The organism is Nocardiopsis sp. LOL_012, from assembly GCF_048060475.1.
Taxonomy (GTDB): Bacteria; Actinomycetota; Actinomycetes; order Streptosporangiales; family Streptosporangiaceae; genus Nocardiopsis.
In genome coordinates this window covers 23601-49019 of record NZ_JBHMIV010000008.1, presented here as the reverse complement: position 1 = coordinate 49019, position 25419 = coordinate 23601, and the positions used below count along the sequence as shown (strand labels likewise).

Sequence of the window (25419 nt, the reverse complement as noted above, 5' to 3'; positions counted from 1 at the left end):
ATCAGATGCCGTTTTCTCGGCTCTGCACACTCTAGACCGCGTCACCGATCTTCCCTCGGCCAGGCCACCGGCTTGACCGGAGCCGGTCGGGTACGTCGGGTACACGGGGCCGACGCCTTCGCCGACCCCGCTCACGCCCTGGTCGCCGGACGGCGCGCCCGCTGCATCGGTGCGTCGGCTACAGCGGCGCGTCGTCGACCAGGATGTCCCACCCGACGTAGTCGCCGTCGACGGAGGTCGCCGTGACGGTCACGCCGTAGTTCATGCCGCCCTGTACGAGGTTGCAGCGGATCTCGGCGCCCACCTGCGCGGGGAGGGGCTCGGAGCAGGAGAAGTCCTCGAAGGGCTGGCCGATCGCCGCCAGTTGCGCCGCCGACTGCTCGGCGACCGTCGCGGCGGGGACCGATCCGTTCACCGCGGCGGGGGCGTCCTCGGTCACGGTGTCGTTCCCAGCGGTGTCCTGGGCCGCGCCCTCGTCCGCGGGGGTCGTGGCACCGGTCGGGGCCTCGTCCACCTGGACGTCCCAGTTGACGTTGCCGCCGTCGACGGAGGTCGTCGTGAGGGTCACACCGTAGGTCGCATCGCCGTCGGTGAGTTCGCAGCGGATCTCGGCGCCCACCTCGGCTGGGAGGTCCTCGGGGCAGGTGAAGGCGTCCGGGGCCTCGCCGACCTGCTCGGCCAGGATGCGGCTCGACTCCTGGGCCACCTGCTCGGCGTCGACGGCGCTGGGGCCGCCGATGCTGAAGTTGAACGAACAGCCGGTGAGGAGCAGGGGCAGCGCGCCCAGGGCCGCTCCGACGATGACCGGTTTCCTGCTGACCTGCCGCATCGCGGCCTCCTTGGTCTCTTGTTGACGTGCCATGCGGACAGACGCGCGGGAGCGGGGGTTGGTTTCAGTGCAATGCACCTTGATGCACTTTTGTGGTCTTAAGTCCTGATATTCGCTCGGTGTCCGTCCCGGGGTGCCGTGTCCGCGGGATGTGGTCCGTCGGGCGCGCGGTGCGGAGGGAAGCCGTGTGGCGCGGTCCTCCGGGCGGGCGGGGCACGGAGGTTTCGGCCCAGCGGCAATAGGGGCTGCGGGTACCTCAGAAGCCGAGCCTCAGGTGGGCGTTAAGACCGTTTAGTGCCTTTATGTCCTTTTTTCTGTGGCAAGGTTCATGTGACGCCCCTCATACTCAAGTCTGAGATACTTAATTGCGGACTGCTGGATTATGGGAGTTCCGGAAGGACCGTTGATGTCCACTAGCTGGGGAAACGTAAGATTACGGCCGCTTTGCATGCCTGCGTTGTGGCATGAGAGGGGCAGGAATCGGAAATCTCCGGGCGTTGCACCCATCTGGCGGGTCTTTGGTGGAGCACCATAGAGGATGGGGTAAAGACATGCGGGGGCCTGGGTCCGCGCACGCCGGGAGAGGGTGTGCGCGGACGACCCCTTCGACCGTCCGCCACGCAGCACGACCCACGGCGCCGACCACGACGTAGGAGCCCATCCGATGACGCATCAGCATGTCCGACGGCCGGGATGGCGACGGCCCCTGATGATGCTGCTCCTGCTCGTCGGGTTCATGGTCCTGCTTCCGACCACCGCGCACGCCAACACCCTGTGTCCCGGGGAGCCCGCCCCGCTGCCGGAGTCCGCCGGAAGCGGCTCGGACGGCCTGCTGGTGCCACCGAGGTCGCAGTCGGCGATCGAGGGATCGCCCGACGGCCTCCCGCCCGACGCCAGCATGTACGGGCAGTACGGCACAGCCGGAACCCAGTGGCACATGATCACCGAGTCGTGCGTCGACGGTATCTCCGACGGAGCCCAGGCCACCCTCGCCAACACGGTGTGGGACCTGTCCAAGACCATCAACCAGTCGACGATCACCGTCTACCAGGCAGCCACCTCCGACGGCCTGCTCGCGAGCTTCAACGAGCTCGTCACCAACGTCGTGGTCACCCTGCGGGAGGGTATCTGGCGTCCGCTCATCCCCACCGTGGTCATCCTCGGCGCGGTGTGGCTCGGCTGGTACGGGCTCATCCGCAAGCGGGTGACGCTCACGATCGAGTCCGCGGTGTGGATGGTCGCCGCCACCGCGCTGGGCATGTGGATCCTGGTCAACCCCGCCCAGGTCATGGGACTGGCGAGCGGGCTGGTGAACTCCGGCACCCAGTTGGTGACGAGCACGGTCGGCCAGGTGCCCTACGGCGGAGGGTCCGGTGCTTGTCCAGCGGGGGCCCAGGCGCCGGAACGCGCCGACTGGGAGTCGGAGTCGGACTTCCAGGTGAGGCGCAACGCGGACATGCTGTGGTCCAGCCTGGTGTGCCAGCCCTGGGTAGCGGGACAGTTCGGGAGCGGTGACGTTGCTGAGATTGCTACTCAGGAGCATGCTACTGATCTCATAGCCGCCCAGGGGATCAGTAGGATCGAACTGCAGCAAATATCAAGTGGTGAAGTCGATGCTTCTGTCTTGTCTGAGGGCAAGCAAGAATCTTATGAATCCATAACGGAAAGTGTGGAATCTTCTTTTCCCAGTGTCTATCCAATCTTCTCTGGTCAGGATCAGGGTAGTCGTCTAGGGGTTGCCACGCTGGCTCTTTTCGCGTCGGTCTTTGCAGGTGGTCTAATTCTTGCGGGTTCCGTTGCGCTCATCGTCCTGAAGATTGCTTTTCTGCTTCTCTTTCTTCTTTCGCCGATATTTCTGCTTATCGGAATCCACCCCGGATACGGGCGCATGGTCTTGCTCCGGTGGGTGGAACTGATGGTCGGATTCCTGCTCAAACAGATCTTCGTCGTGCTGTTGATCGCCCTGTTGGTCATGTGTTACGGGCTGGTCATGTCGAGCACCCTCGGCTGGGGTCTGCAGATGATTCTGCTGGCCCTGTTCACTCTGGCCCTGTTCATCTACCGCAAGCCCTTCGCCTACCTGTTCTCCTCGGTCAACGCCAACACCTTCACCTCGCGGATCGTCAGCGACGCCGCTCAGAGCCAGACCCTCGGCAGGAGCGCGGCGGTGCTGCCCCCGATCGCCAACCTCAGGGCACAGGCGTGGGGGCTGCGCAGGTCTTCGCAGATCGCCTCGGTCGCTTCAGGGGTGCCCGCTGGAGGGGGCGGTGCGAACGGTGTCGCCATCGAGAGCGTCCCCGGTGAGGAGAGCGTCGGTGAGGGCGGTCCTGCACGTGCTCGCGGGCAGGCCGGATACGGCCGGGTCCGTGGAGACGGCGCACCGCCTCCGCTCAACGTCACCAGGACCTCTTCGTCGTCCACCCCTGGTGGAACCCGCCCTGCGGAGAAGAGCAGGAGCGTCGACGAAGCACCGAGTCTGGGCGGTGACGGGGGTTCCATTCCGCCCCGGCCGAGCGGTGGTTACACCGGAACCGGGGACAGCGGCTGGGCCTCCGTGTTCGGAACCGCTTCAGGCAGTGGCGGGGCCACCGTTCGGCGAGACGACCACGGCGGTGGAGGGGGCGGCTCCCTCTTCGGGGGCGGCCGGGCCGCCAGCGCCGAGCGCCCGGATTCCGGTACAGGCCGCGGTATCTTCGGCGGGCGTGAAGCCACCCCGCCCAGGGGGAGCGTGGGCGACCGGGGTTCGCGGTGGGGCGCACCGAGGGATCGCCGGGACCGCCCCGCCCCCCAGCGCCCGGCACCGGCCGACAGCGCGAGCCGCCGTGGAGACGGCGAGGGCAGTTGGCTCTCCGGGTCCGGCCGACGCGGGAACGACGCACCCATCACCCCGTTCTGGGGCGAGAGCAGTTCCTCCAAGAATAGGGACCGTCGACGCGACGTCCCGTTCTGGCTGAACGACGACTGATCGACGAAAGCCCTGAGCGATGCCGAACTCACTGCCCGAACGTGCCCAGAGGCTCATCTTCGCCAGCCTGATCGTGGTCCTGGTGGGGTTCGGGATCTACCTCAGCCTCGGCGGTTTCGGAGGCGGTGAGGATCCGGAGGAATCCGAGGCCGCCCCCGCCGAGACCGAAACGGGAACGACAGAGGACCCTGCCCCCTTGTCCGGACCGGACGTCCTGTCCACGGTCGCGCCGAGCCCGATCGAGACCAGCGACGTCCAGGACACGGACGTCCTCACATGGTTTCCGTTCACCGAGGACGAACTCCGTGCGGCGGGTGCGACGGCCCAGGCCTTCTCCGAGTCCTACGGAACCATGGACTACACCCGGTCGCCCGAGACCTACTTCGCCGCGCTGGAGGACCTGGCCACCGACGAGTACGCGAACGTGCTCTCCGACCCGAGTCGGGTCGGGGCCTTCTGGCAGGAGATGTCGGAGGCGGAGGCCGTCGCCGAGGGGCGCGCCGAGATCGACACTATCCGAAGCTTCGGTGAGGACTCCATCACCTTCGTGGTGACGGCGCAGTCCATTACCGAGACCGGGAACGCCGAATTCGACGAGGAACTCGGTGAGTTCGCCGTCACCGTGGTCCGCAGCGGTGGCACGTGGCGCGTCTTCGACTTCCAGCCCGCGGACGTAGGACAGTTCGGGGAGGAATAGAGCTTGAACCCGCACCCCGCCCCCACCCCCGTCTCCTCACTGAGGTCCGCGGACAGAGGCGCGTCCGGATTCTGGGTCGCCATGATCGCCGCCGGCCTGGCCGCTCTGACGATCCTGGTGACGATGGTCGTCGTCCCCCTGGTCTCGAACTCGACGCAACAACTCGGCAGCCTGCTCTCCAGCGGACTCGTCTGCGGCCCCAATGCCGATGCCCAGCAGCCCGATGCCAGCGGCTACGCGATGGACTCCATACCGGAGAACTATCTGGAGCTGTACCAGGAGGTCGGGAAGGACCGCGGCATCCCCTGGAACATCCTCGCCGGGGTCGGACAGGTGGAGTCCCACCACGGCAGGTGGGACGGCCCGGGGATCACCGAAGGGCACAATGACTGGGGTGCCGCCGGACCGATGCAGTTCGGTGCTCTCGACGGTTCCGCCGCGGGGAACAGCTGGGGCGGTGAACCCATCCAGCCGGTGGAGGACCGCCCCGATGAGGGATATGGGCTTGACGGCAACGGTGACGGCATCGTCAACGTCTATGATCCCGGCGACGCCATCCCGGCGGCGGCGGACTACCTCATCGCGCACGGACTGCGGGACGACGTGCGCCAGGCGATTTACGGGTACAACCACGCCTGGTGGTACGTGGACGACGTACTGGAATGGGCCGGGCAGTACGCCGACGGTGATTTCGACACCTCGGGCTCGGTGCGTACCGCGGTGCTGTGCCAGTTGAACGAGGACGGGATGCTCATCGGGCGAGCCCCGGACGATCTGACCCAGGCGGTGGTCGACTGGGCACTGGCCCAGCGGGGGAAGCCCTATGTCTGGGGCGGAACCGGACCGAATGGTTTCGACTGCTCGGGGCTGATGTACAAGGCCTACGAGAGTATCGGTGCGGCCATCCCTCGGGTCTCCCAGACCCAGTGGAAGTTCGGTCCCGAGATTCCGATGGGTGAGGAACAGCCGGGGGACCTGGTGTTCTTCGATACGAGGCCGCGAGGCCAAGCGAGCCCCGGTCATGTGGGAATGGTGGTCGGCAACGGGCTGATGGTCGAGGCCTGGTGCACCAACTGTGGTCCGATCGCGGTCCGTGAGTACGATGACCCCAATCGTTCGGACATCGTGGGGTTCACACGTCCCTTGCAGCACCCGGATGTGATCGCCCAGTTGGAGGCGCTGGATAGCCGTGGCTGACGTGAAGGAATCGCCGCAGAAGAAGCAGGGGCTGCACGGCTGGAAGGCCGCAGGAGCGGTCTTCGGCTGCGGGACACTTGCGGCCTTTGGTGTCTTTGGTGCTTTTGTTGGTGTGGTGGCCCTGTTTATTGACGCAACTTCTTCAGGGTTAGACTTATCTTCAGGAGATTTTGATTCGTCTTCTGCGGAGCAGATCGGTGATTCGCGTTCGTCTTTGGGTCTCGGAGAGATGAACGTTTGTGATGAAAACCTTGAATTTCTGTCGACGGTTAATGTCACTCGGCAGGACAGCGGCGATGACTACGTTGATACGAGTGTTGCAGGTGATCCGGGGATCGAAGGAGCATCGCGTGTTGTGCGCGATGAGTGTTACTGGGAGATAATCCCAGAGGGTGGCGCGACTCCGTGGAACTTTGAATTCAAATATGAAGCCATTATTGATGCGGAGGGCGGGGAGTCGGCAGAAGGTATTGCCATGGTCAGGTTTGATGATCTCCGTTCGGATGTTAATGGCGAATTTGATAGTGTTGAATCGGAAGTCAGTGGTGGGTTTGGGGAGGATTCTTACTCTGTTTATGGGGTTGGAGTGGATGGAGAGTCGACCTATGTAGCTTTGGTGAGAACTCGTAGTGCCGTCTATCGGATTCGTTTTTCCGGTCAAGGTGAAAGTTCTGTTGGCGAAATATCTGAGAATGCTTTTATGAATGAAGCGAGGAAAATTACTAACTTCCTCGGTTACGGATTCCAGTATTGGATTCCAGAATGAGGCCGGTCTGCCTCAGGCCACGCCGGCCATGAAGTGGTGTCGGCACAGGGTGGTGTAGGACTCGTTCCCGCCGATGTGCACCTGCTCGCCGTGGTAGACCATCACCCCGTCGACCACCCTGGCGTTGTGCGTGGCGCGGTCGCCGCACCAGCAGCGCGCGTACACCGGCAGGACCTCGATCCGGTCCGCCAGTTCCACCAGCCGCTGGGAGCCCGGGAACAGCCGCCCCTGGAAGTCCGTCAGGATGCCGTAGCAGTACACGTCGATCCGCATCCCGTCGACGACGCCGGCCAACTGCCCCACCTGTTTGGCCGAGAGGAACTGCGCCTCGTCCACGATCACGTACCGGGCCTTGCGCTCGGCGATGTCGTCGTACAGGTCCAGACCGTCGCCGACCTCGACGGCGGGTGACTCCAGGCCCAGCCGTGAGGAGATGATGCCCTCTCCGGCCCGGTCCTGCTTCGTGTACAGCACGCCCTCGCCGCCCCGAGAGTGGTGCTCCTGGAGAGCCATGGTGCTCTTGCCCGAGTTCATCGACCCGGTGAAGTATTTCAGCTCCGCCATACCTCTTCCTCGATCGCGGGCGTGCTCCGGCCGTTCGGGGTCCTCGCCGCGGCCGACAGCGAAGGTACCAGCGGAGCCGGTCACTCCGCGCACCGCGCTGGCCGCCTCGCCGGCGTTCCATCCTCACACGGGGTTTCGACGGCCCGGTTTCCGAAAGTTGTTCGGCACGGCGGAACCGGTGTGGGATAGGGCACGTGACCGCGTCGGCCGACATTCCGGTATAAGTGGGTCGCCGCCTGACCGAATCGAGGGCGGCTTGAAAGGGGACGGGACGTTGCGGCGTGATCGGGTCGCCCGGCTGGTCGAGAGCCGACGGTTCTCCACAGTGATACTTCTGGTCATCCTGGCCAACGCGGTCATTTTAGGATGGGCCACTTATGGCGGGCCTGCTCTTCCCTATCTTCTCGTGGTGGAGCACGTTCTCGTCTTCGTCTTCGTCGTCGAGATGGCGCTCAAGGTCTACGCGTGGCGCTGGGGCTTCTTCCGCGACCCGTGGAACTGGTTCGACTTCGCCGTGGTCCTGGTCTCGGTCGTCCCGGTGGCCGGCCCGTTCTCCGTCTTCCGCGTCCTGCGCGTGCTGCGGATCCTGCGGATCATCACCGCCGTCCCCGAGATGCGGATGATCGTCTCCGCGCTGTTCCGCTCCTTCCCGGGGATGGGGACGGTCATCGCCCTCCTCCTGGTCATCGTCTACACGGCGGCGATCCTCGGCCAACTGCTGTTCGGCGCGAGCGTGCCGCAGTACTTCGGGGACCTCGGGACGTCGCTGTACACGCTCTTCCAGGTCATGACCACCGAGAACTGGCCGGACGTGGCCGACGCCGTGACCGCCCACCACCCGGGCGGCTGGATCTTCTTCGTCCTCTACATCGTGGTGACCGCCTTCATCGTCCTGAACCTGGTGATCGGTGTGATCGTCGCGTCGATGAAGGAGGAGGTCGACCGCAACCGCTGGGACGAGGACCAGCGGCTGGAGGAGGTCCAGCACCGGGAGGTGATGGACCGGATGGCCGAACTGGGGCGGCAGGTGGAGCGTCTGGAGCACCTGCTGCGGGAGCGTGAGGGGGACCGCCCGCCGGTCGTCGAGCCGGTCGTGGCGGAGGGGGTCAGCGAGCCGGGGCCGAGGAGTTGACGGAGGGGCCGGTACCCTCGGGACCCATTCCGCCGCGGCCCTCGGTTTCTGGCTGGTTGCCGAGAGTAGTTCCGGGGGCCGGACGTACCCCCATGCCGTCCGGCCCCCGGTTCCTGGGAAGCCATCGAGCGGTACCCCCTACTTCACCGCTCGAGTGCGTTCCCCCGGTGCGCGGCGCTCACAGCGGCGCACCGGTTCTCCGGGAGTGGTTCGTGTGGGCCGGGATGGTGGCGAGGCCACCGCGCCGACCCTGATCCCACACGGGCCCTCCGCCTGTTCCAATATGGAGCGCTCCTGTCGGGATCTGATGACCAACAGTACTGTCACTATGCGCCTCGCGGGTGGCACTTCGGGAAAACGCCACGCCGATTCGTCTGCGGACCCCTTCCGAAAGGGGGGTGAGAAAGACGAAACGTGCATCGTCCACGGCCCGTGCGCGTGTGTTCAGGTGCCCTGACCAGAGGGAACACCAGTGAGCACGGGTAACTCACATGCCCCACCGGGCACAGGGGGAGTCATGGACGACCTCACCGATGAGGAACTGTACGACGAGTTGATCGCCTCGCTGGCCGCCGAGGGGGTCCGCGCCACACCGGGGCTGGACCGTGCCTCGATCCTGATCCACAACGACTGGGCCCTGGGCGACGAGGCACCGGAGCGCTTCGACCCGCCGCTCGAACTCGCGGTGAGCCCGCAGATGCTCGGCCGTCACCTGCGCGCGATCGCGCCGGAGGCCCAGGACGCACTGGGGCAGGCGCTGTCACCGCTGGGCGCGGCCATGTCCCTCTTCCTCGTGCACATCATGGCGGCCGTCGAGACCAAACCCGGTCGGCACTTCACCATCGACCCGCCGAACTGACCCGTGCCGCCGGCCCCGGATTGACGGGGCGCTCCACCGGGCAGACCAGGGAAAACCGGCCTCAAGCGGGTTTCTTCGGCCAGGGGGGAGTCATGGACGACCTCACCGATGAGGAACTGTACGACGAGTTGATCGCCTCGCTGGCCGCCGAGGGGGTCCGCGCCACACCGGGGCCGGACCGTGCCTCGATCCTGATCCACACCGGCTGGGCGTTCGGCGAGGAGCAGCCGGAGCGGTTCGACCCGCCGCTCGTCCTCCACGGCGGCCCCGAGAGGATCGGCCGCCACCTGCGCGTCCTGGAGCCCGACGCGGAGGAGGCCCTGGGCCGCGCGCTGCCGCACTTGCGGGCGGCGATGTCGCTCCTGCTCATCCACATCATGGAGACCGTCCAGACCGTGCCCGGCCGACGGCACCTGGTCATCGTCGAGGGCGGCGTCGACGCCCTTCCTTCCCCGCCCACCGGGTCCCGGCCGGTCCCGAGTCCCTGACCGGCCGCCGCGACCCGTTATGCGTGCGCCGCATAGGCCGCCTGTCCGGCCCCCGGCAGCGGCCTTCCCGTACCGTGGGAACGGTCGATCCGGATCTTCCGCCCCCACCCCCAGGAGACGTATGAGCGGCAGGACCCCCAGGCTTGGCGGAACCCACAACACCCTCGACGGGGACGTCCGCGGTCCGGTCGTCCAGGCCGGGCGGATCGACGAGCTGCACCAGCACGTCGCGGCCGGCCCTCCCCGGCCCCTGGAGGTGCCGTCGCCGCCGGCGGACTTCGTCAACCACGAGGCCGCCGTCGGATGGGTGCGAGGCCTCCTGGACCCCGACGCCCCGCCCAGGGTCGTCGTGTGGGAGGGCCCGTTGGGCATCGGCAAGAGCTCCCTGTTGCGCAAGATCGCCTACGCCACCGAGTCCCACTTCACCGGGGGACAGCTCACCTTCGAGTACGCGCGCGGAGTCCAGGAGGACAGCGCCGCCGCGCTCGCCCAGTTCCTCCGCTCCCTGGGGGTCGCCAAGGAGGCGCTGCCCGCCGACCCCGGGGACTGGCCCGGGGAGTACCGCACGCGCACCCGCGGCCTGCGCCTGCTCGTCGTGGTCGAGGGCGCCTGGGAGCCGGCCCAGGTCCGCGCGCTGATCCCGAGCGGGCCGGGGAGTCTCGTCCTCGTCTCCGGGGACGGCCCCGATCTCGGGGAGCTGGCGATCGACGCCCAAGCCCGGATCCGCGACCTCGAACCCCTCCAGGACGGGGCCGCGCGCACACTGCTGGGAAAGCTGGCCGACTCCGACCTGTCAGCGGAGGACCCCGCGGCCGTGGCGCGGCTGCTGGAGGTGTGCGGCGGGCTGCCGCTCGCGCTGGTGCTCGTCGCCGCCCAGCTCGCACGCATGGGGCCGGGCGGTGCCGGGTCCCTCGCCGCCCGGGTGCGGGACGCCAGGACCGGGCTGCGCGCCATCGGTGACGGCCGCGGCAACCTCGCCCTGGTCTTCCAGGACGCCTACGGCCAGCTCTCCTCCGGGGCCGCCGGACTGTACCGGGCACTGGGCGTGTGGCCGGGGCCGGAGCTGGACCGCTCGGTGGTCGGGGCCGTCGGCGGGGAGGGGCTGGTCGACGAACTCGTCGCCGCCAACCTGCTCACCCATGACGGACACGGCGCCCTGCGGTTCCGGCACGAGCTGATCCGGACCCACGCCCGCGAGCGCGTCGAGGACGAGGAGGGGGAGGAGGAGCGCGGCGGTCGGCTGCGCCGGATGCTCGACGCCTACATGACCGCACTCGGACACGCTGAACTCCTGGCCCGCGGGCCGCGGCTGCGTGTGGTCGACCTGGACGCCCTGCTCGACGGAACCGAGGACCCCTTCGAGGGGAGCGCCGAACGGGCCAGGGCGTGGCTGCTGCGACAGCGCGCCACGCTCATGGCGGTCGTGCTGGGCAGCCACGACGCCGGGCTGTGGGGGCACACGTGGCGGTTGGCCGAACTCGCCTCGGCCCTCTACCTCGACCAGCGTTTCGTGCACGACTGGGCGGTGACCGGCGAGACGGGTGCCGACGCCGCGCGGATGGCGGGCGACGCCGCCGCGGAGGCCCGCCTGTCCTCCCTGGTGTCTCGGCCGCTGCGGGACCTGGCACGTGACGGGAAGGGTCGGGAGCGGGCACGGTCCCGGATCACGCGGGCTCTCGAACTGGTGGAGCCGGTCGACGACGAGTTGCTGCGCGGCTCGGTCTGGGAGTTCTACGGGCGCTACCTGGAGCAGGAGGATCCGGAGGGGGCGATCGCCGCCTTCGACCGCTCCATACGCCACAACAAAGCCAGTGACGCTCCCGAGTCCGAGCGCGGCGCGGCACTCGCCCTGCTCTTCCGGGGCGGGGCCCTGGCCACGGCGGGCCGCACGCAGGAGGCCGTCGCCGGCATCGAGGCCGCTCTGGGGGCGCTGCTCGCCCTCCCTGAGGGGCCCGACCGCCGGATGGCGGCGCGCGCCCGGGTGATGCTGGGGCGCGCCCGTGCGGCCGCCGGCCGCGACCGGGACGCCGCGGACGTCCTGTCGGAGGCGCTGGAGGAGCTCACCTCGCAGGGGCTCGGGTACTACGCGGCCGAGGCCCACGGTGAACTCGCCGACCTCCTCGGCCGGCTGGGGGACCCCCGTGGGCGGCGTGAGCACCTGGAGCGGGCCCGGGACCTCTACCTGGACGCGGGCAGCCCGCGCGCCAGGGCGCTCACACGGACTCTGGAGGACGAGTCCGAGGAGGGGTGACGGGCAGCGCCTCCACCGAGCACTCCCTCGGCAGGCTGCCCACGTGCAGCTTCCAGGTTCCCTCGGTGCGGTCCACCGTGCGTAGGAGGGTGTACACCGCGCCGGAGGCCAGGACCGGGTCCAGGGGCAGGCTGGTGCGGACGAGTAGGGGACGGCGGCCGCGGATCGTCACGAGCGTGCCGTCGCCGGTCGGCGAGGCGGCGATCAGGGCGCCCGGTAGCAGCTCCAGGACCTCCTCGGCCCACGCCTCGGGGGTGTCGTGGGCGTCGGTGTCTCGGCAGACCACCGAAGCCGAGCGCGCCAGGGAGTGCCGCTCCTCGGTTTCGAGGACCGACAGGTGGCGGACGGATCCGGGACGCGGCGCGGGTGTGTGCCGGGAGGCCGCGGGAAAGCGTTCGAGTGCGATCTCCCCCTGCCCCTCCAGTCGGCCGTGGACCTCGAAGGCGCGGGGCGGGGTTCCGGAACCGTCCGGGACGGGATACGGGAGCGTCCGCGCGGTGCCGTCCTCGTCGGGGGGGAGGAGGTCCAGGAACCCGTAGAGGAGTTCGGCGAGTGCGCGGCCGCCCTGCCCGGGGCGGCCGAAGGCGAGGTCGGCGGCGGCGCGGTGCCGGTCCGGGGTGTGGTCCTCGATGGCCGACTCCACCTGGCCGCGCAGGTCCTCCGCGGCGAGCCGGACGGCGCTGCGGGCCAGCGCGCCCGCGGCTGTGCCGGGTACCGACTCCTCCCCGAACGCCGCGAGGAGGACGGGCAGGTCGAGGGAGGCACCGTAGAGGGTGACGCTGCCGTGGTCGCCGACCACGCAGTCGGCGGCGACCATGGCAGCGCCCCAGCCCGCGTGCGGAGGGATCAGCAGCAGTCCGGAGTCCAGTGCGTCGGCGAGCATGTGCCGTACCGACCAGGGGCTGTGCGCGAACCAGATGTTGGGGTGCAGGACGGCCGCCACCCGGTAGAGGTCGTGGGGAAGGGAACCGAGCAGGGCCCCGGGCAGGTCGGGGCGGGAGCCGATGGCACCTTCGGGTCCCCAGGTGGAGGTGAGCAGGAGCAGGCGCTGGCCAGGGTGCAGCCCGAGCCGGGCTCGGTAGCCGTGGCGCAGGCGCCGGGCGTCCACGAGGCGGTCGCGCGCCGGGTCGCCGACGACGCGGGCGCGGTCCAGCAGGGCCTGCGGAATCCGCGCCTCTCGCAGTTGCGCGAGCTGCGCCGGGTGGGAGAGCAGCAGGTGGACGTTGTCGGCGCTCTGGGACTCCTCCCTGACGAGCCCTGACAGGCGGCGCCCGCCGGTCCGGTGGTCGGGGACGAGTTTCTGGAATCCGATGCCGTGCGGAAGGACCGCGACCGGGCAGGTGAAGCCGGTGAGGTCCACGTTCTCGGACGCGGTGAGGACCAGGCGCGGACGGACGCAGTGGCGCAGCTTCCAGGGGACGAGGGCCGCTTGGAGGGATTCGAGCAGCTCCCGTGTCCCGGCGTTGAAGGCGGTGCTCTCGCTGAGGGCGAAGACGATCTTGACGCGGTCGTCGCCCCGGAAGACGGCCAGGCCCTCGACGGCCCGTACGGCGGAGGTGAAGGTACGGGCCAGGACGAGGACGGGGGCTCTGCCGGCCAGGGTCTCCCACAGGTGGGTCTCGGGGCCGGCGGCGGTACGCGCGTAGGGCGAGTGGAGCAGCGCCGACCAGGGACAGGGATCGTTCTCCGTGCCCGGGCGGCAAGGAGTGCGGCATGGGTGCAAAGGTCGCTCCTGCCCTCGGGAGCCGTGACGCACCAGGGTAGTGGCCGGTCCCCGTGCACCGACCGGCGGCCGTCCGGCCGCTCGTCCCTGGACGGCCGGCCCGGCCGGGTCGCCCGCCGCGCGGTCAGGAACCGAGGGTGCGGCGGTAGGGCCGCTTGAACGCCTCGAACCAGGTCCACTCGGGATCGAGCTGGCTGCGCAGCTTGACCTTGCCCTCCGGCCACCCCAGCAACTGCTCCTCGAAGGAGGGCAGCACCCCGGACTCCGGGTCGAGGTAGTAGTGGTAGTGGCGCTCACCGCGCTCGGTCTTCTGCGCGAAGAGCGCGCCGTTGTCCCCGAGCGTCTCCTCCAGTCTCGACTCCAGGTCGGCCAGCGCGGCCTCGGAGGCGTCAACCGGGCGCTTGTCCGCGTCCATCGTCGCGAACGGCACCACCACCTGCACGTACAGCGAGAACGCCGGGAAGTCGCGGCGTGTCAGCGGGTGCCGGAGCCGGATACGCACCGAACCGAACAGCGGGTGCGCGCCCTCCAGCGTCACCCAGCCGTCGACACCGCCGAGCATGTCCGCCATCTGCCGGGCCACCGCCGGCATCGACGTGGGCGGGAGCGGGTCCAGCGGGCGCTCCTCCAGTGCCTCCACCTTCCCGATCCACCGCACGGTGTCGTCCTCGCCCAGAGCCAGCATGGTGACGTGTTCGGCCAGCTTGTGGCGGATCTCGTCGGGCAGGAACATGTTGTCGGGGTGGTACACGCCGGCCTCGATCTTTCCGGAGGCCTGGTCCACCCGCAGGGAGACGGAGGTGTGCGACAGGTCGAGCTCGTGGTCGTCCAGGGTCAGGACGGAGGACAGCCTCCCGTGGTCGGCGGGCAGGGCGGGCCGGAAGACCCACTGCTCGTCGTCGGGGGCCGACCGCGACCAGCGCTCCGACATGACCCGAGCCTCGTCGGAGATGCCCGGGCGGAGGGTGAACGCGTAGGCGGGGCCGCCGGTGAGCTGGGAGGGGTCGTCGAGCGCCGCCAGTTGTTCGAGGAGCTTGCCCGGGTCCACGTCCGGGGACAGGTCGATGTCCTCGACCGTGCCGGGCCTCTGCTCGGGTGCGCGCCCGATCTCCCAGTCCAGGTCGCCGTGGACCGCCTCGACCAGGGCGGTGACCCGGTCGCCGACGTCGGGTGGCGCGGCCCGGCCGGCCTCCACCGCGCTCGCGAGCGCGTCGCGGAGCTCGGGCCAGGCGTCCCAGAAGGCGGTCACTGCGGTGGTGGTGTCGGCGGTGGAGCGGCGACGACGGAACAGAGCCATACCCTGATTTTCGCAGAAGCGCGTGACCACCCTTGCCCGGTATCCCCGTGGCGCGGACCCCCGCACGGCGCATACGCTGGAGCGCACTATGACTTTGCGTGTACTGGCAGCCATGTCCGGCGGGGTCGACTCCGCGGTGGCCGCGGCCCGGGTGGCCGAGGCCGGCCACGACGTCACCGGTGTCCACCTGGCGCTCTCCAAGAACCCGCAGTCCTACCGGACGGGAGCGCGGGGCTGCTGCACGGTGGAGGACTCCCACGACGCCCGGCGCGCCGCCGACGTCATCGGCATCCCCTTCTACGTGTGGGACATGTCGGAGGAGTTCGACCGCGAGGTCGTCCAGGACTTCGTCGCCGAGTACGAGGCGGGACACACGCCCAACCCGTGCCTGCGCTGCAACGAGAAGATCAAGTTCGAGGCGGTCCTGGACCGGGCGGTGGCCCTGGGCTTCGACGCCGTGGCCACCGGGCATCACGTCCGCAAGGTCGACGGGCGCCTGGTGCGCAGCATCGATGGGCGCAAGGACCAGTCCTACGTGCTCGGCGTGCTGACGGCCGAGCAGTTGGCGCATGCGGTGTTCCCGCTCGGAGACTGCACCAAGGACGAGGTGCGCGAGGAGGCCGAGCGGCGGGGGCTGTCCGTGGCGGACAAGCCCGACAGCCATGACATCTGCTTCATCGCCGACGGCGACACCGCCGGGTTCCTCCAGGGCAGGATCGGCGCCCGGCCGGGTTCGATCCGGGACGAGGACGGCAACGAGGTGGGGCGGCACGAGGGCGCGCACACGTTCACCGTGGGCCAGCGCAAGGGGCTGGGGCTGGGCGGTTCCCCGCACCCGCGCTACGTGCTCTCGATCGAGCCGGTGGACAACACCGTGACCGTGGGGCCGCGCGCGTCGCTGAGGGTGGACCGGATCACCGGGGTACGGCCGGTGTGGAGCGGAGGCGCGCCGCCGGTCGAGCCGGTCCGCTGCCACGTCCAGTTGCGCGCCCACGGCGAGGTGTACCCGGCGACCGTCGTGCAGCGGGACGCGGAGGGCGGCCCGGAGCTGCACGTGGAGCTGGCCGAACCCGCGTCGGGTGTGGCCTCGGGTCAGGCCGTGGTGGTCTACGACGGCGACACCGTGCTGGGGTCGGCGACGATCTCGGCGAGTGCCAGGGCGGAGGGCCCGGTGGCGGCCGGATAGGGGCGAAACGGTATCTTCTTCGCCTTCACCCTTGCCAGATTTAGGTAAGGCACACCATAGTTAAGGGCGAGAAGAGGGGGCCTGGTCCATGCCTGAGTTCGGTTTCCTTGAGGGGCGGCCCTTCTGGATCGTCTACCTTGTGCTGCTCGCGGTCATCTTCTGCCGCGTGCAGGCCACCTACTGGATCGGCCGCGGCCTGGGCGCGGGGGTGTCCCTGAGCCCGATGGGGCGCCGCCTCGGTACCAGACTCGACACCGCCAGGGCCCGCATCGACCGCTACGGCGCCCCCGTCGTCACCCTGAGCTTCCTCACCGTGGGCGTGCAGACGGCGGTCAACCTCGCCGCCGGGGCGATGCGCATGCGCTTCGGCGTCTACCTCCCCGCCATGTTCGTCGGCTCCCTCATCTGGGCCGGCGTGTGGGGCGTGGTCCTGTCCGGGATGGTCGGCGCCTGGTGGACGCTGTTCCTGCGCTCCCCCTGGACCGCGGCCGGGGTGGCCGCGGCCGCCGTCGCCGGGGCCGGCGCGCTGGTGGTGCGCGCCCGCCTCAGGGCCGCCGGGGACCAGGGCGCGGGCACCGAGCCCTCCGAGGAGGCGGAACCCGCGCGTCCCGTGTGAGCGGACCGCCGGTGCCCTAACCTTGGGCGGCGTGAGCGAACAGTATTCCCATCCCTGGCCCGACGCCTCCTCCACCGGGGTCGGGTCCTGGCCGGGGGAGGACCCCCACGAGGCCGTGCGCACCGTCCTCGGCGAACTCCCCGACCTGCCCCACCTGCCGGAACTGCCCGGCCGCGGTGTCGGCGCCGACATGGTCGGACGCACCGCCGGACTCCTGGTGGACCTACCCGTCGAGGTCCAGCCCAGCGGGTGGCGGGTGGCAGACAGCCCCGGCCGGGACCTGGCACGGGCGCACAGCCTCATGTCCTACGACCTGGACGCCCTGACCGAGCACGCCCACGGTTTCGAGGGGACCCTCAAGATCCAGGCCGCCGGCCCCTGGACCATGGCCTCCTCGGTCGAACTGCGCGGCGGTCAGCGCCTGGTCTCCGATCCCGGGGCCCGCCGCGACCTGGCCGAGTCCCACCTGGAGGGCGTCCTCGCGCACGTCGCCGACGTCCGCAAGCGTGTTCCGGGCGCCCGGCTCCTCGTGCAGATCGACGAACCCTCGTTGCCCGCCGTCCTGCTCGGCTCCCTGCCCACGGCCAGTGGCTACGGTCGCCTGCCCGCCGTCGACCGCGTGGACGCGGAAGCCGTACTGCGCCCGCTCCTCTCCGCTCTGGAGGAGGCGGACACGGTCCCCGCCGTCCACTGCTGCGCCCCGGGAGCCCCCGTCGACCTGCTGCGGCGCAGCGGCGCGCGCGCCCTCGGCCTGGACGCGCGCCTGCTCACCCGCGACCACGACGAGGCGCTCGGCACCGCCGTGGAGGCGGGCACCGGGCTGCTCCTCGGGGTGGTCCCGGGGATCGACCCGCCGCCCGCGGGGACGGTCCGCGGCGGTCCCCGAGTGTCCGACCCCGCCGCTACCGTCGATCCCGTACGCGAGTTGTGGAACCGGCTGGGCATCAACCCTGACCTGCTCTCCCGCACGGTGGTCACCACGCCCGCGTGCGGGCTGGCGGGCGCCTCGCCCGGCTACGCCCGGGCCGCTCTGGAGACAGTGCGGGCCGGGGCCCGCGTCCTGCGGGACGACCCCCGCGGGCGGGCCGCCGTCCGCGACCGCAGCAGGTGAGTACGAGAGCAGGAGGAAGGCAGCCCTTGAGCGCACACGAGAGCACCACCCACATCCCCGACGGGGTTCGTGACCGCCACCAGGAGCTGTGCCTGGAACTCGACGACCACAGCTACCGCTACTACCTCGGCAGGCCCGTCGTCTCCGACGCCGAGTACGACGCCCTCATGCGGGAACTGCGCGGTATCGAGGAGGACTTCCCCCTCCTCGTGACCCAGGACTCGCCCACGCAGAAGGTCGGCGCCCCCATCAGCGGCGACTTTGCCGACGTCGAGCACCTGGTCCGGATGGAGAGCCTGGACAACGCCTTCGACTTCGACGAGCTCGGCGCCTGGGCCGACCGGGCGAGCGCCGAGGTGCCGGTGGACGCCTACCTGTGCGAGCTCAAGATCGACGGCCTGGCCGTGGACCTGGTCTACGAGAGGGGCCGCCTCGTGCGTGCCGCCACCCGCGGCGACGGGCGCGTGGGCGAGGACATCACCCTCAACGTGCGCACCATCGAGGCCGTGCCCGAGCGCCTCGACGAGTCCGAGCACCCCGCACCCGTGCTGCTGGAGGTGCGCGGCGAGGTGTTCATCCCCGTCCAGGGGTTCACCGAGCTCAACAAGCGCATGGCCGACGCGGGCGAGCACGTGTTCGCCAACCCGCGCAACGCCGCCGCCGGTTCGCTGCGGCAGAAGGACCCGCGCGTGGCCGCCGCCCGGCCGCTGTCGATGATCGTGCACGGCGTGGGCGCCTACGAACCGGCGGCCGACGGACCCGCTCTCACCAGCCAGTCCCGGACCTACGAGCTCCTCGGTGCGTGGGGGCTGCCGCTCAGCGACCGCTACGAGGTCGTGGACTCGGTGGAGAAGGTCCGCGCCTACGTCGCCCGCTACGAGCGCGACCGCCACGTGCCCGCCTACGAGATCGACGGCATCGTCGTCAAGGTCGACGACTTCGGGCTGCAGCGCCGGCTGGGCTCCACCAGCCGCGCGCCCCGGTGGGCGATCGCCTACAAGTACCCGCCCGAGGAGGTCACGACCAGGCTCGTCGACATCAAGGTGGGTGTGGGCCGCACCGGCCGGGTCACCCCCTACGGCGTGATGGAGCCGGTGACCGTCGCCGGGTCCGAGGTCGAGTTCGCCACGCTCCACAATGCCCAGGAGGTCGCTCGCAAGGGCGTGCTCATCGGCGACACCGTGGTGCTGCGCAAGGCGGGTGACGTCATCCCCGAGATCCTCGGCCCGGTCCTGGACAAGAGGGACGGCACCGAGCGCGCGTTCACCATGCCCGAGCACTGCCCCGAGTGCGGTTCCCGGCTCGGTCAGCAGAAGGAGGGCGACGTCGACCTGCGCTGTCCCAACGCCCGCTCCTGCCCCGGCCAGTTGCGCGAGCGGGTCGCCTTCATCGCCGGACGCAAGGCGCTGGACATCGAGGCGCTCGGGTACGTGGCCGCCACCGCGCTCACCCAGCCGCTGGAGCCCGCCCAGGCGCCGCTGCGGGACGAGGGCGACCTGTTCGACCTCACCGTCGACCAACTGCTGCCCATCCGCACCCACGTGCTCGACCCGGACACCACCGAGCCCAAGACCGACCCCGCTACCGGTGAGCCCAAGGTGGTGTCCTTCTTCGCCAACAAGGAGGGCGAGCCGAAGAAGACGGTCGAGAAGCTCCTCGAACAGTTGGAGGAGGTCAAGAGCCGCCCGCTGTCGCGTGTGCTGGTCGCGCTGTCCATCCGGCACGTGGGCCCCAGCGCGGCCGAGGACCTGGCCCGCCACTTCCGCTCCCTGGACGCCATCCGGGAGGCAGACGAGGAGGAACTGGCCTCCGTGGACGGCATCGGCCCGACCATCGCCCGGTCCATCCGCGAGTGGTTCGAGGTGGACTGGCACCGCGAGATCGTCCGCAAGTGGCGCGCGGCCGGGGTGCGGATGGAGGACGAGGAGCCCGAGCACCGGTCGGACGCGCTCGCGGGTGTCACCGTGGTGGTCACCGGCGGTCTGGAGGGCTTCACCCGCGACAGCGCCAAGGAGGCCATCGTCGAACGCGGGGGCAAGGCCACCTCGTCGGTCTCCAAGAAGACCGGGTTCGTGGTGGCGGGGCAGGCGCCCGGCTCCAAGTACGACAAGGCGGTCACCCTCGGTGTGCCGATCCTCGACGAACGGGGCTTCGGCGTCCTGCTGGAGGCGGGGCCCGAGGCCGCGCTACGGGAGCGCCTCAACCCGCCCGCCGAGGAGAGTGCCGACTGACGCCTCCCGGGCATCGCGGGTACACCGGTCTCGGTCGACCGTGCCCGTGATGTCTGCCCCTGTTACACACCGTATTTCACGGATAGTCCCGAGTATGCGACGTTTGGTGATGCCGCGGCGTAAGCTGGGCACCACCGCGGATGCGGACGCATCCCGACCCCCGATTCGGTCGTGGAGGGGCGACCGGGCCGGGGACCGCGACACACAGGAGCGCCGGCCGCCCGGGCCGGACCGCTCCGCGGCCCCCTCAAGAGGACCTGCATGAAGGATCCCAACAGCTCACGGGACATCGGTCCCCGGGCGGGGACACCCCTGTGGTGGTACACGGCGAGCACCATGCTCGCCGGGACCGCCCTGCTCGTGTCCGCCAGTCTGGAGATCGGCCTGGCCGAACTCCGCGGCCTGGCCGCCGAGCCGCTCATCTGGGTCCTGCTGTGCATGATCGTCCTGGGCGAGCTCAGACCCGTCTACTCGCCCGGCCAGCCGCGCAGTAGCGGCACGCCCACCTCGCTGCCCTTCTCCTTCGCGGTCGTGGTGTTCTTCGGGCTGCCGGTCGCCGCCGTCCTGCAGTCCGCCGCCACCGCCGTCGGCGGCACCGTCCGCGGCCACGCACCGCACCGCACCGCGTTCAACGCCGCCCAGTACACACTCTCCCTCGGCGTCACCGACGCCGTCCTGCGGCTGTCCCTGCCGTACCTGCTCCGGGGGCCCTGGCCCCCCGCGGCCGGCGAGCTCCTCGCCATGGCCCTGGCCGGGACCGCCTACTTCGCCGTCAACCGCATCCTGGTCATCTGCGCCGTGGCCATGCACGAACGCGTCCCCCTCGCCCAGGTCCTGTTCAAGGGGGTCGGCCGGCAGGCCTACGTCAACGCCGTCCTGCTCAGCCTCGCCCCGCTGGTCGTCACCGCCATGACCCACTCGGTGCTGTACGTACCGCTGTTCGCCGTCCCCCTGGCCGCGCTCCACACCAGCGCCCTGCTCTCGGTCAAACGCGACCACCAGGCCAACCACGACGAACTCACCGGCCTGGCCAACCGCAAGCTCCTCACCGTCCGCGCCCGCGAGGAGATCTCCCACGCCCGGCAGCGGGACGGCAGGGTCGGCCTGATCCTGCTCGACCTGGACCGGTTCAAGGAGGTCAACGACACCCTCGGCCACCCCACCGGCGACCGCCTCCTCCAGACCGTCGCCCGGCGTCTCTCCCACAGCGTGCGCCCCGGCGACCTCGTCTCCCGGCTCGGCGGCGACGAGTTCGCCGTCCTGCTGCCCAAGGTCCGCGACACCGAAGCCGCCCGGGAGGTGTCCGAACGCCTGCGCTGCGCCCTCGCCGAACCCGTGCGCCTGGAGGGCATGGACTTCGACCTGGAGGCCAGCATGGGTATCGCGCTCTTCCCCGACGACGCCCCCGACTTCGCCCTGCTCATGCAGCGCGCCGACGTCGCCATGTACGTGGCCAAGGGCGGTCGGACCGGCGTGGAGTCCTACGACCCCGGCAAGGACCGCAACTCCACCGCCCGCCTGAGCCTGTACAGCGAACTCCGCCGCGGCCTGGCCGAGGGCGCGCTGGAGATGTACTACCAGCCCAAGGTCTCCCTCGCCGACGGCCGCCCCGTCGGCCTGGAGGCCCTGGCCCGCTGGCGCCATCCCACCCGCGGCCTGCTCACCCCCGACGAGTTCATCCCGGTCGTGGAGCAGTCCAACCTCTTCCGCGCCTTCACCGGGCAGGTCCTGCACACCACCCTCGCCCGCGTCGCCGAGTGGCGCGAGCAGAAGATCGACCTGCCGGTCGCCGTCAACCTGTGCATGCGTGAACTCCTCGATCCCGAACTGCCCTCCACGGTGGCCACCGCCCTGCGCGAACACGGCGTCTCCTCCCGCGACCTCGTCCTGGAGATCGGCGAACAGGCCCTCATCGCCGACACCGAGGCCGCGACCGCCGCTGTCGAACGCCTGCGCGACCTCGGGGTCGGCCTGGCCCTGGACGACTTCGGGACCGGCCACTTCACCCTCGCGGCGCTCGCAGGGCTCCCGCTGGACGAGGTCAAGATCCACGAGTCGTTCACCGCCCGCCTCGCTGACGACAACGGCGGCCGCACCGTCGTCTCCGCCGCCATCACCCTGGTCAAGGCCATGGGGATGCGGGCCACCGCCGAGGGCGTCCAGTCCGGCGAGCTCACCGCGGCCGCACGCGACACCGGGTGCCACGCGGCCCAGGGCCACTTCTTCTCCCCACCGCTCTCCCCGCGCGACGTCGCCGGGTGGATCGCCGCCCGCGAACACGGCACCCTCACCAGCCCGTGAGACCCGCCCCGCGCCGCCACCGGCGCCGGGAACGGCCGCGGAGCCCTAGGATTGGTGCGGTAAATCCAGTCCGCCGAAGAAACGGTTCACACACGATGACCGCCATCACCCGCGATGAGGTCGCACACCTCGCCCGGCTGTCGCGGCTGGCGCTCGACGAGAGCGAGCTCGACACGCTCGCCGTCCAGCTCGGTGACATCCTCACCGCCGTGGCCAAGGTGCAGGAGGTCGCCCAGGGCGACATCCCGCCCAGCTCGCACGCCCTGCCGCTGACCAACGTCTACCGTCCCGACGAGGCCCGGCCCTGCCTCACCCCGGAGCAGGCCCTGTCCGGGGCCCCCGCGGTGGAGGACCAGCGCTTCCGGGTCCCGCGGATCCTCGGAGAGGAGGAGTAGCGATGAGCGACATCGTCAGCCTGACCGCCGCCGAACTCGGCGCGGCCGTCCGCTCCGGTGAGGTGTCCGCCGAGGAGGCCGCCACCGCCTACCTCGACCGCATCGAGGCCGTGGACGGGGAGATCGGCGCGTTCCTGCACGTGGCCCGCGAGTCCGCTCTGGGGCAGGCACGGGCCGTGGACGCCCGCCGGGCCGCCGGTGAGGAGCTCGGACCGCTCGCCGGGGTCCCCATCGCCCACAAGGACGTGTTCACCACCAAGGACATGCCCACCACCGCCGCCTCCAGGATCCTGGAGGGCTGGCACCCGCCCTACGACGCCACCGTCACCGCGCGCCTGCGCGAGGCCGGTCTCGTCATCCTGGGCAAGACCAACATGGACGAGTTCGCGATGGGCTCCTCCACGGAGAACTCCGCCTACCAGGTGACCCGCAACCCGTGGGACACCGACCGCATCCCCGGCGGCTCCTCCGGCGGCTCCTCCGCGGCCGTGGCCGCGTTCGAGGCGCCCCTGGCCACCGGCACCGACACCGGCGGCTCCATCCGCCAGCCGGCCGCCGTGTGCGGCCTGGTCGGCGCCAAGCCCACCTACGGCGGCTCGTCGCGCTTCGGCCTCATCGCGTTCGCCTCCTCGCTGGACACCCCCGGCCCGTTCGCGCGCAACGTGCTGGACGCCGCCCTGCTCCACGAGGCGTTCTCCGGCCACGACCCCCGCGACTCCACCTCCATCGACGCCGCGGTGCCCCAGGTCGTGGACGCCGCCCGTGCGGGCGGTGTCGAGGGCCTGCGCGTGGGCGTGGTGAAGGAGCTGGGCGGTGAGGGCTACCAGGAGGGTGTGCGGCAGCGCTTCCAGGAGACCGTCGAACTCCTGGAGTCCCTGGGCGCCAAGGTCGTGGAGCTGTCCTGCCCGAGCTTCGACGCCGCGTTGTCGGCCTACTACCTCATCGCGCCCAGCGAGTGCTCCTCCAACCTGGCGCGCTTCGACGCCATGCGCTACGGCCTGCGCGAGGGCGACGACGGCACGCGCAGCGCCGAGGAGGTCATGTCGCTGACCCGCGCCAAGGGCTTCGGCCCCGAGGTCAAGCGCCGCATCATGCTCGGTACCTACGCCTTGTCCAGCGGGTACTACGACGCCTACTACGGCAGCGCCCAGCAGGTGCGCACGCTCATCAAGCGCGACTTCGACGCCGCCTTCGAGAACGTGGACGTGCTGGTCTCCCCGACCACGCCGACCACCGCCTTCCCCATCGGCGAGCGCTCCGACGACCCGATGGCGATGTACCTGGCGGATCTGTGCACCATCCCGTCCAACCTGGCGGGCAACGCCTCGCTGTCGGTGCCGTGCGGCCTGGCGCCCGAGGACGGCCTGCCGGTGGGTTTCCAGATCATGGCCCCGCCGCTGGCCGACGACCGCACCTACCGGGTGGCGGCGGCCGTGGAGCGGGCCCTGGCCGAGCGCGGCGGCGCGCTGCTCGCCCGCAGCCCCTACGCGGTGGTCTGACCCGGCTTCTCACGTCCACAGCGCACGAAACGAGGGCCCGTCCGGTGGACGGGCCCTCGTCGCGTTCCCTGCCGCTCCGCGGCGCGGAGGCCGTTCGGCCTACAGGCGGCCTACTCGGCGCTCTTGCGCTTGCGGCTCAGGTAGATCGCACCGGCACCGGCACCGACCACGGCGACACCGGCGACGATCAGACCGGTCAGGGCGCTACCGGTGAGGGGCAGCTCCGGCTCGTTCTGGTCGTCGGGCTCGTCGCTGGGCTCGTCGGACGGCGTGTCGCTGGGCTTGTCAGAGGGCTTGTCGGACGGGCTGGGCGTGTCGCTGGGCTCGTCCGAGGGCTCGTCGCTGGGCTCGTCGGTGGGCACGGTCCAGGAGGCGGTGGCGGAGGCCTCCACAGAGACCTCTTCACTCGTGGCGGTGATGAGGGTCTGGGTGGGCTTGTTCTCGTCCTCGCCGCGGAACAGGCGGCCGGTCTGGACGATGCCGGTCACGGACAGGCCGAAGGAGGCCGAGCCCGCCTCGGTGCCCTCGGGGACCTCGAAGCCGACGGTGTCGCCGTTCTCCACCTCGGTCACGGGGTCGCCGGTCTCGGCGTCGACCAGGACGACGCCCTCGGGGTTGCCCGCGGGCACCTCGACGGTGAGGGTGCCCTCGACGCTGGTCTCCACGAGGAACTCGCCGACGGTCTCACCGGCCTCGCCGGAGGCCTCGGCGGGCGTGATGCTCAGGGTGGCCTCGGGCTCCTCGTCCTGGGCCAGCACCTCGGCGTTCTCGATGAGGTAGTCGTAGATCGCCTCGACGTCGTCGTCGGCGTCGGTCAGGTCGGCGCCGTTGCTGAAGTGCCAGATGGCGGCCTGGGTGGCGGCGAGGGCGTCCTTGTCGGAGGCGGGGGAGGCCAGGCCGGCGTCCTCGGACAGGTCGGCGGCGCTCACCTTCGGGTAGCTGTTCTGGAGCACCCAGTGGACCAGCGGCGGGTCGGAGAAGTGGCCCTGGCCGGGGTAGGTGCTCCAGTCGTCCTCCAGGTACCACGCGTCGCCGACGATGCTCGTCTCGAGGTCGATGCAGTACGTGGTGAGGGTCTCGCCGCCTTCGAGGGTGAGCTCGAAGAGCACGGTCCCGACATTGGCACCGTCCATCTTGACTGAGGAGCCGGTCTCGGCGTTGCCGGTGTACTGCGCGCGGACCGCGCTGTCACCTTCCTCGGGGTCGGCGGCGGCGGGCGCCGCGCCGAGGCCGAGGGCCAGGAGGGCGGCGGCGGTGGCCGCGAGGCCGCCGCGCACGGTGCGTCGGGGGGAGGAGATGAGGTTGGTCAAAG

At 70.3% G+C, this 25419-nt stretch carries 20 protein-coding genes; 15 read left to right on the top strand and 5 right to left on the bottom strand.

What is annotated here, in order from left to right:
* Positions 1–178: 178 nt before the first annotated feature.
* On the bottom strand, positions 179–862 hold the full coding sequence (locus tag ACFHWE_RS07220; RefSeq protein ID WP_416599827.1) for a DUF4333 domain-containing protein: 684 nt from the start codon (positions 860–862) through the stop codon (positions 179–181).
* A gap of 631 nt (positions 863–1493) precedes the next feature.
* On the opposite strand from ACFHWE_RS07220, the gene ACFHWE_RS07215 reads away from it, so the two are divergent.
* The 4 genes from ACFHWE_RS07215 to ACFHWE_RS07200 all read left to right on the top strand — a co-directional run bounded on the left by ACFHWE_RS07215 (position 1494) and on the right by ACFHWE_RS07200 (position 6454).
* On the top strand, positions 1494–3794 hold the full coding sequence (locus ACFHWE_RS07215; protein ID WP_416599826.1) for a conjugal transfer protein TrbL: 2301 nt from the start codon (positions 1494–1496) through the stop codon (positions 3792–3794).
* 19 nt (positions 3795–3813) lie between these two features.
* The gene (locus ACFHWE_RS07210; protein WP_416599825.1) at positions 3814–4491 is read left to right on the top strand and encodes a hypothetical protein; all 678 of its coding nucleotides are present in this window, start codon (positions 3814–3816) and stop codon (positions 4489–4491) included.
* 123 nt (positions 4492–4614) lie between these two features.
* The gene (locus ACFHWE_RS07205; protein ID WP_416599926.1) at positions 4615–5688 is read left to right on the top strand and encodes an NlpC/P60 family protein; all 1074 of its coding nucleotides are present in this window, start codon (positions 4615–4617) and stop codon (positions 5686–5688) included.
* Positions 5681–6454 carry a hypothetical protein gene (locus tag ACFHWE_RS07200; protein WP_416599824.1) on the top strand — a complete coding sequence of 258 codons (774 nt, stop codon included), beginning with the start codon at positions 5681–5683 and terminating at the stop codon, positions 6452–6454. The genes ACFHWE_RS07205 and ACFHWE_RS07200 overlap by 8 nt, the downstream gene beginning before the upstream one ends.
* Before the next feature lie 12 nt (positions 6455–6466).
* On the opposite strand, the gene ACFHWE_RS07195 is transcribed toward ACFHWE_RS07200, so the two are convergent.
* A complete protein-coding gene (locus ACFHWE_RS07195; RefSeq protein ID WP_416599823.1) occupies positions 6467–7018 on the bottom strand; it encodes a thymidine kinase in 552 nt (183 codons plus the stop codon).
* Positions 7019–7316: 298 nt separating this feature from the next.
* Between ACFHWE_RS07195 and ACFHWE_RS07190 the strand changes: the two genes are divergently transcribed.
* From ACFHWE_RS07190 to ACFHWE_RS07175, 4 genes are all read left to right on the top strand, one after another.
* Positions 7317–8150, top strand: coding sequence for an ion transporter (locus ACFHWE_RS07190; protein ID WP_416599925.1), 834 nt, complete (start codon positions 7317–7319; stop codon positions 8148–8150).
* A 517-nt stretch (positions 8151–8667) separates the two neighbouring features.
* A complete protein-coding gene (locus tag ACFHWE_RS07185) occupies positions 8668–9009 on the top strand; it encodes a hypothetical protein (protein WP_028646938.1) in 342 nt (113 codons plus the stop codon).
* A 92-nt stretch (positions 9010–9101) separates the two neighbouring features.
* Positions 9102–9497, top strand: coding sequence for a hypothetical protein (locus ACFHWE_RS07180; protein WP_416599822.1), 396 nt, complete (start codon positions 9102–9104; stop codon positions 9495–9497).
* A gap of 121 nt (positions 9498–9618) precedes the next feature.
* Entirely contained in the window at positions 9619–11748 is a 2130-nt protein-coding gene (locus ACFHWE_RS07175) for a hypothetical protein (RefSeq protein ID WP_416599821.1), read from the top strand.
* Here the strand turns inward: ACFHWE_RS07175 and ACFHWE_RS07170 are convergent.
* Positions 11711–13471 carry a hypothetical protein gene (locus ACFHWE_RS07170; RefSeq protein WP_416599820.1) on the bottom strand — a complete coding sequence of 587 codons (1761 nt, stop codon included), beginning with the start codon at positions 13469–13471 and terminating at the stop codon, positions 11711–11713. The two genes, ACFHWE_RS07175 and ACFHWE_RS07170, sit on opposite strands and share 38 nt — an antisense overlap.
* A gap of 124 nt (positions 13472–13595) precedes the next feature.
* Positions 13596–14768 carry a DUF695 domain-containing protein gene (locus tag ACFHWE_RS07165; protein WP_416599819.1) on the bottom strand — a complete coding sequence of 391 codons (1173 nt, stop codon included), beginning with the start codon at positions 14766–14768 and terminating at the stop codon, positions 13596–13598.
* Between the two features lie 88 nt (positions 14769–14856).
* On the opposite strand from ACFHWE_RS07165, the gene mnmA reads away from it, so the two are divergent.
* From mnmA to gatA, 7 genes are all read left to right on the top strand, one after another.
* Positions 14857–15954 carry a tRNA 2-thiouridine(34) synthase MnmA gene (gene mnmA / locus ACFHWE_RS07160; RefSeq protein ID WP_416599818.1) on the top strand — a complete coding sequence of 366 codons (1098 nt, stop codon included), beginning with the start codon at positions 14857–14859 and terminating at the stop codon, positions 15952–15954.
* Between the two features lie 88 nt (positions 15955–16042).
* Positions 16043–16570 carry a DedA family protein gene (locus tag ACFHWE_RS07155; RefSeq protein ID WP_416599817.1) on the top strand — a complete coding sequence of 176 codons (528 nt, stop codon included), beginning with the start codon at positions 16043–16045 and terminating at the stop codon, positions 16568–16570.
* Positions 16571–16601: 31 nt separating this feature from the next.
* On the top strand, positions 16602–17681 hold the full coding sequence (locus ACFHWE_RS07150; protein ID WP_416599816.1) for a methionine synthase: 1080 nt from the start codon (positions 16602–16604) through the stop codon (positions 17679–17681).
* A gap of 26 nt (positions 17682–17707) precedes the next feature.
* Positions 17708–19912, top strand: a complete 2205-nt coding sequence (ligA, locus tag ACFHWE_RS07145) for an NAD-dependent DNA ligase LigA (RefSeq protein ID WP_416599815.1) — start codon at positions 17708–17710, stop codon at positions 19910–19912.
* Positions 19913–20173: 261 nt separating this feature from the next.
* A complete protein-coding gene (locus ACFHWE_RS07140; protein WP_416599814.1) occupies positions 20174–22213 on the top strand; it encodes a putative bifunctional diguanylate cyclase/phosphodiesterase in 2040 nt (679 codons plus the stop codon).
* 95 nt (positions 22214–22308) lie between these two features.
* On the top strand, positions 22309–22608 hold the full coding sequence (gene gatC, locus ACFHWE_RS07135; protein ID WP_028646930.1) for an Asp-tRNA(Asn)/Glu-tRNA(Gln) amidotransferase subunit GatC: 300 nt from the start codon (positions 22309–22311) through the stop codon (positions 22606–22608).
* A 2-nt stretch (positions 22609–22610) separates the two neighbouring features.
* Positions 22611–24107: an Asp-tRNA(Asn)/Glu-tRNA(Gln) amidotransferase subunit GatA gene (gene gatA / locus ACFHWE_RS07130; protein ID WP_416599813.1), complete on the top strand. Its 1497-nt coding sequence runs from the start codon at positions 22611–22613 to the stop codon at positions 24105–24107.
* A gap of 110 nt (positions 24108–24217) precedes the next feature.
* Here gatA and ACFHWE_RS07125 read toward each other — a convergent pair whose 3' ends face one another.
* The gene (locus ACFHWE_RS07125; RefSeq protein WP_416599812.1) at positions 24218–25417 is read right to left on the bottom strand and encodes a Cys-Gln thioester bond-forming surface protein; all 1200 of its coding nucleotides are present in this window, start codon (positions 25415–25417) and stop codon (positions 24218–24220) included.
* Positions 25418–25419 lie beyond the last annotated feature (2 nt).

What these genes read in the sequence shown, in the direction of transcription:
- ACFHWE_RS07220 (WP_416599827.1), bottom strand. Translation starts at nt 862, where the DNA reads ATGGCACGTCAACAAGAGACCAAGGAGGCCGCGATGCGGCAGGTCAGC.
- ACFHWE_RS07215 (WP_416599826.1), top strand. Translation starts at nt 1,494, where the DNA reads ATGACGCATCAGCATGTCCGACGGCCGGGATGGCGACGGCCCCTGATG.
- ACFHWE_RS07210 (WP_416599825.1), top strand. Translation starts at nt 3,814, where the DNA reads ATGCCGAACTCACTGCCCGAACGTGCCCAGAGGCTCATCTTCGCCAGC.
- ACFHWE_RS07205 (WP_416599926.1), top strand. Translation starts at nt 4,615, where the DNA reads ATGGTCGTCGTCCCCCTGGTCTCGAACTCGACGCAACAACTCGGCAGC.
- ACFHWE_RS07195 (WP_416599823.1), bottom strand. Translation starts at nt 7,018, where the DNA reads ATGGCGGAGCTGAAATACTTCACCGGGTCGATGAACTCGGGCAAGAGC.
- ACFHWE_RS07185 (WP_028646938.1), top strand. Translation starts at nt 8,668, where the DNA reads ATGGACGACCTCACCGATGAGGAACTGTACGACGAGTTGATCGCCTCG.
- ACFHWE_RS07180 (WP_416599822.1), top strand. Translation starts at nt 9,102, where the DNA reads ATGGACGACCTCACCGATGAGGAACTGTACGACGAGTTGATCGCCTCG.
- ACFHWE_RS07175 (WP_416599821.1), top strand. Translation starts at nt 9,619, where the DNA reads ATGAGCGGCAGGACCCCCAGGCTTGGCGGAACCCACAACACCCTCGAC.
- ACFHWE_RS07165 (WP_416599819.1), bottom strand. Translation starts at nt 14,768, where the DNA reads ATGGCTCTGTTCCGTCGTCGCCGCTCCACCGCCGACACCACCACCGCA.
- mnmA (WP_416599818.1), top strand. Translation starts at nt 14,857, where the DNA reads ATGACTTTGCGTGTACTGGCAGCCATGTCCGGCGGGGTCGACTCCGCG.
- ACFHWE_RS07155 (WP_416599817.1), top strand. Translation starts at nt 16,043, where the DNA reads ATGCCTGAGTTCGGTTTCCTTGAGGGGCGGCCCTTCTGGATCGTCTAC.
- ACFHWE_RS07140 (WP_416599814.1), top strand. Translation starts at nt 20,174, where the DNA reads ATGAAGGATCCCAACAGCTCACGGGACATCGGTCCCCGGGCGGGGACA.
- gatC (WP_028646930.1), top strand. Translation starts at nt 22,309, where the DNA reads ATGACCGCCATCACCCGCGATGAGGTCGCACACCTCGCCCGGCTGTCG.
- gatA (WP_416599813.1), top strand. Translation starts at nt 22,611, where the DNA reads ATGAGCGACATCGTCAGCCTGACCGCCGCCGAACTCGGCGCGGCCGTC.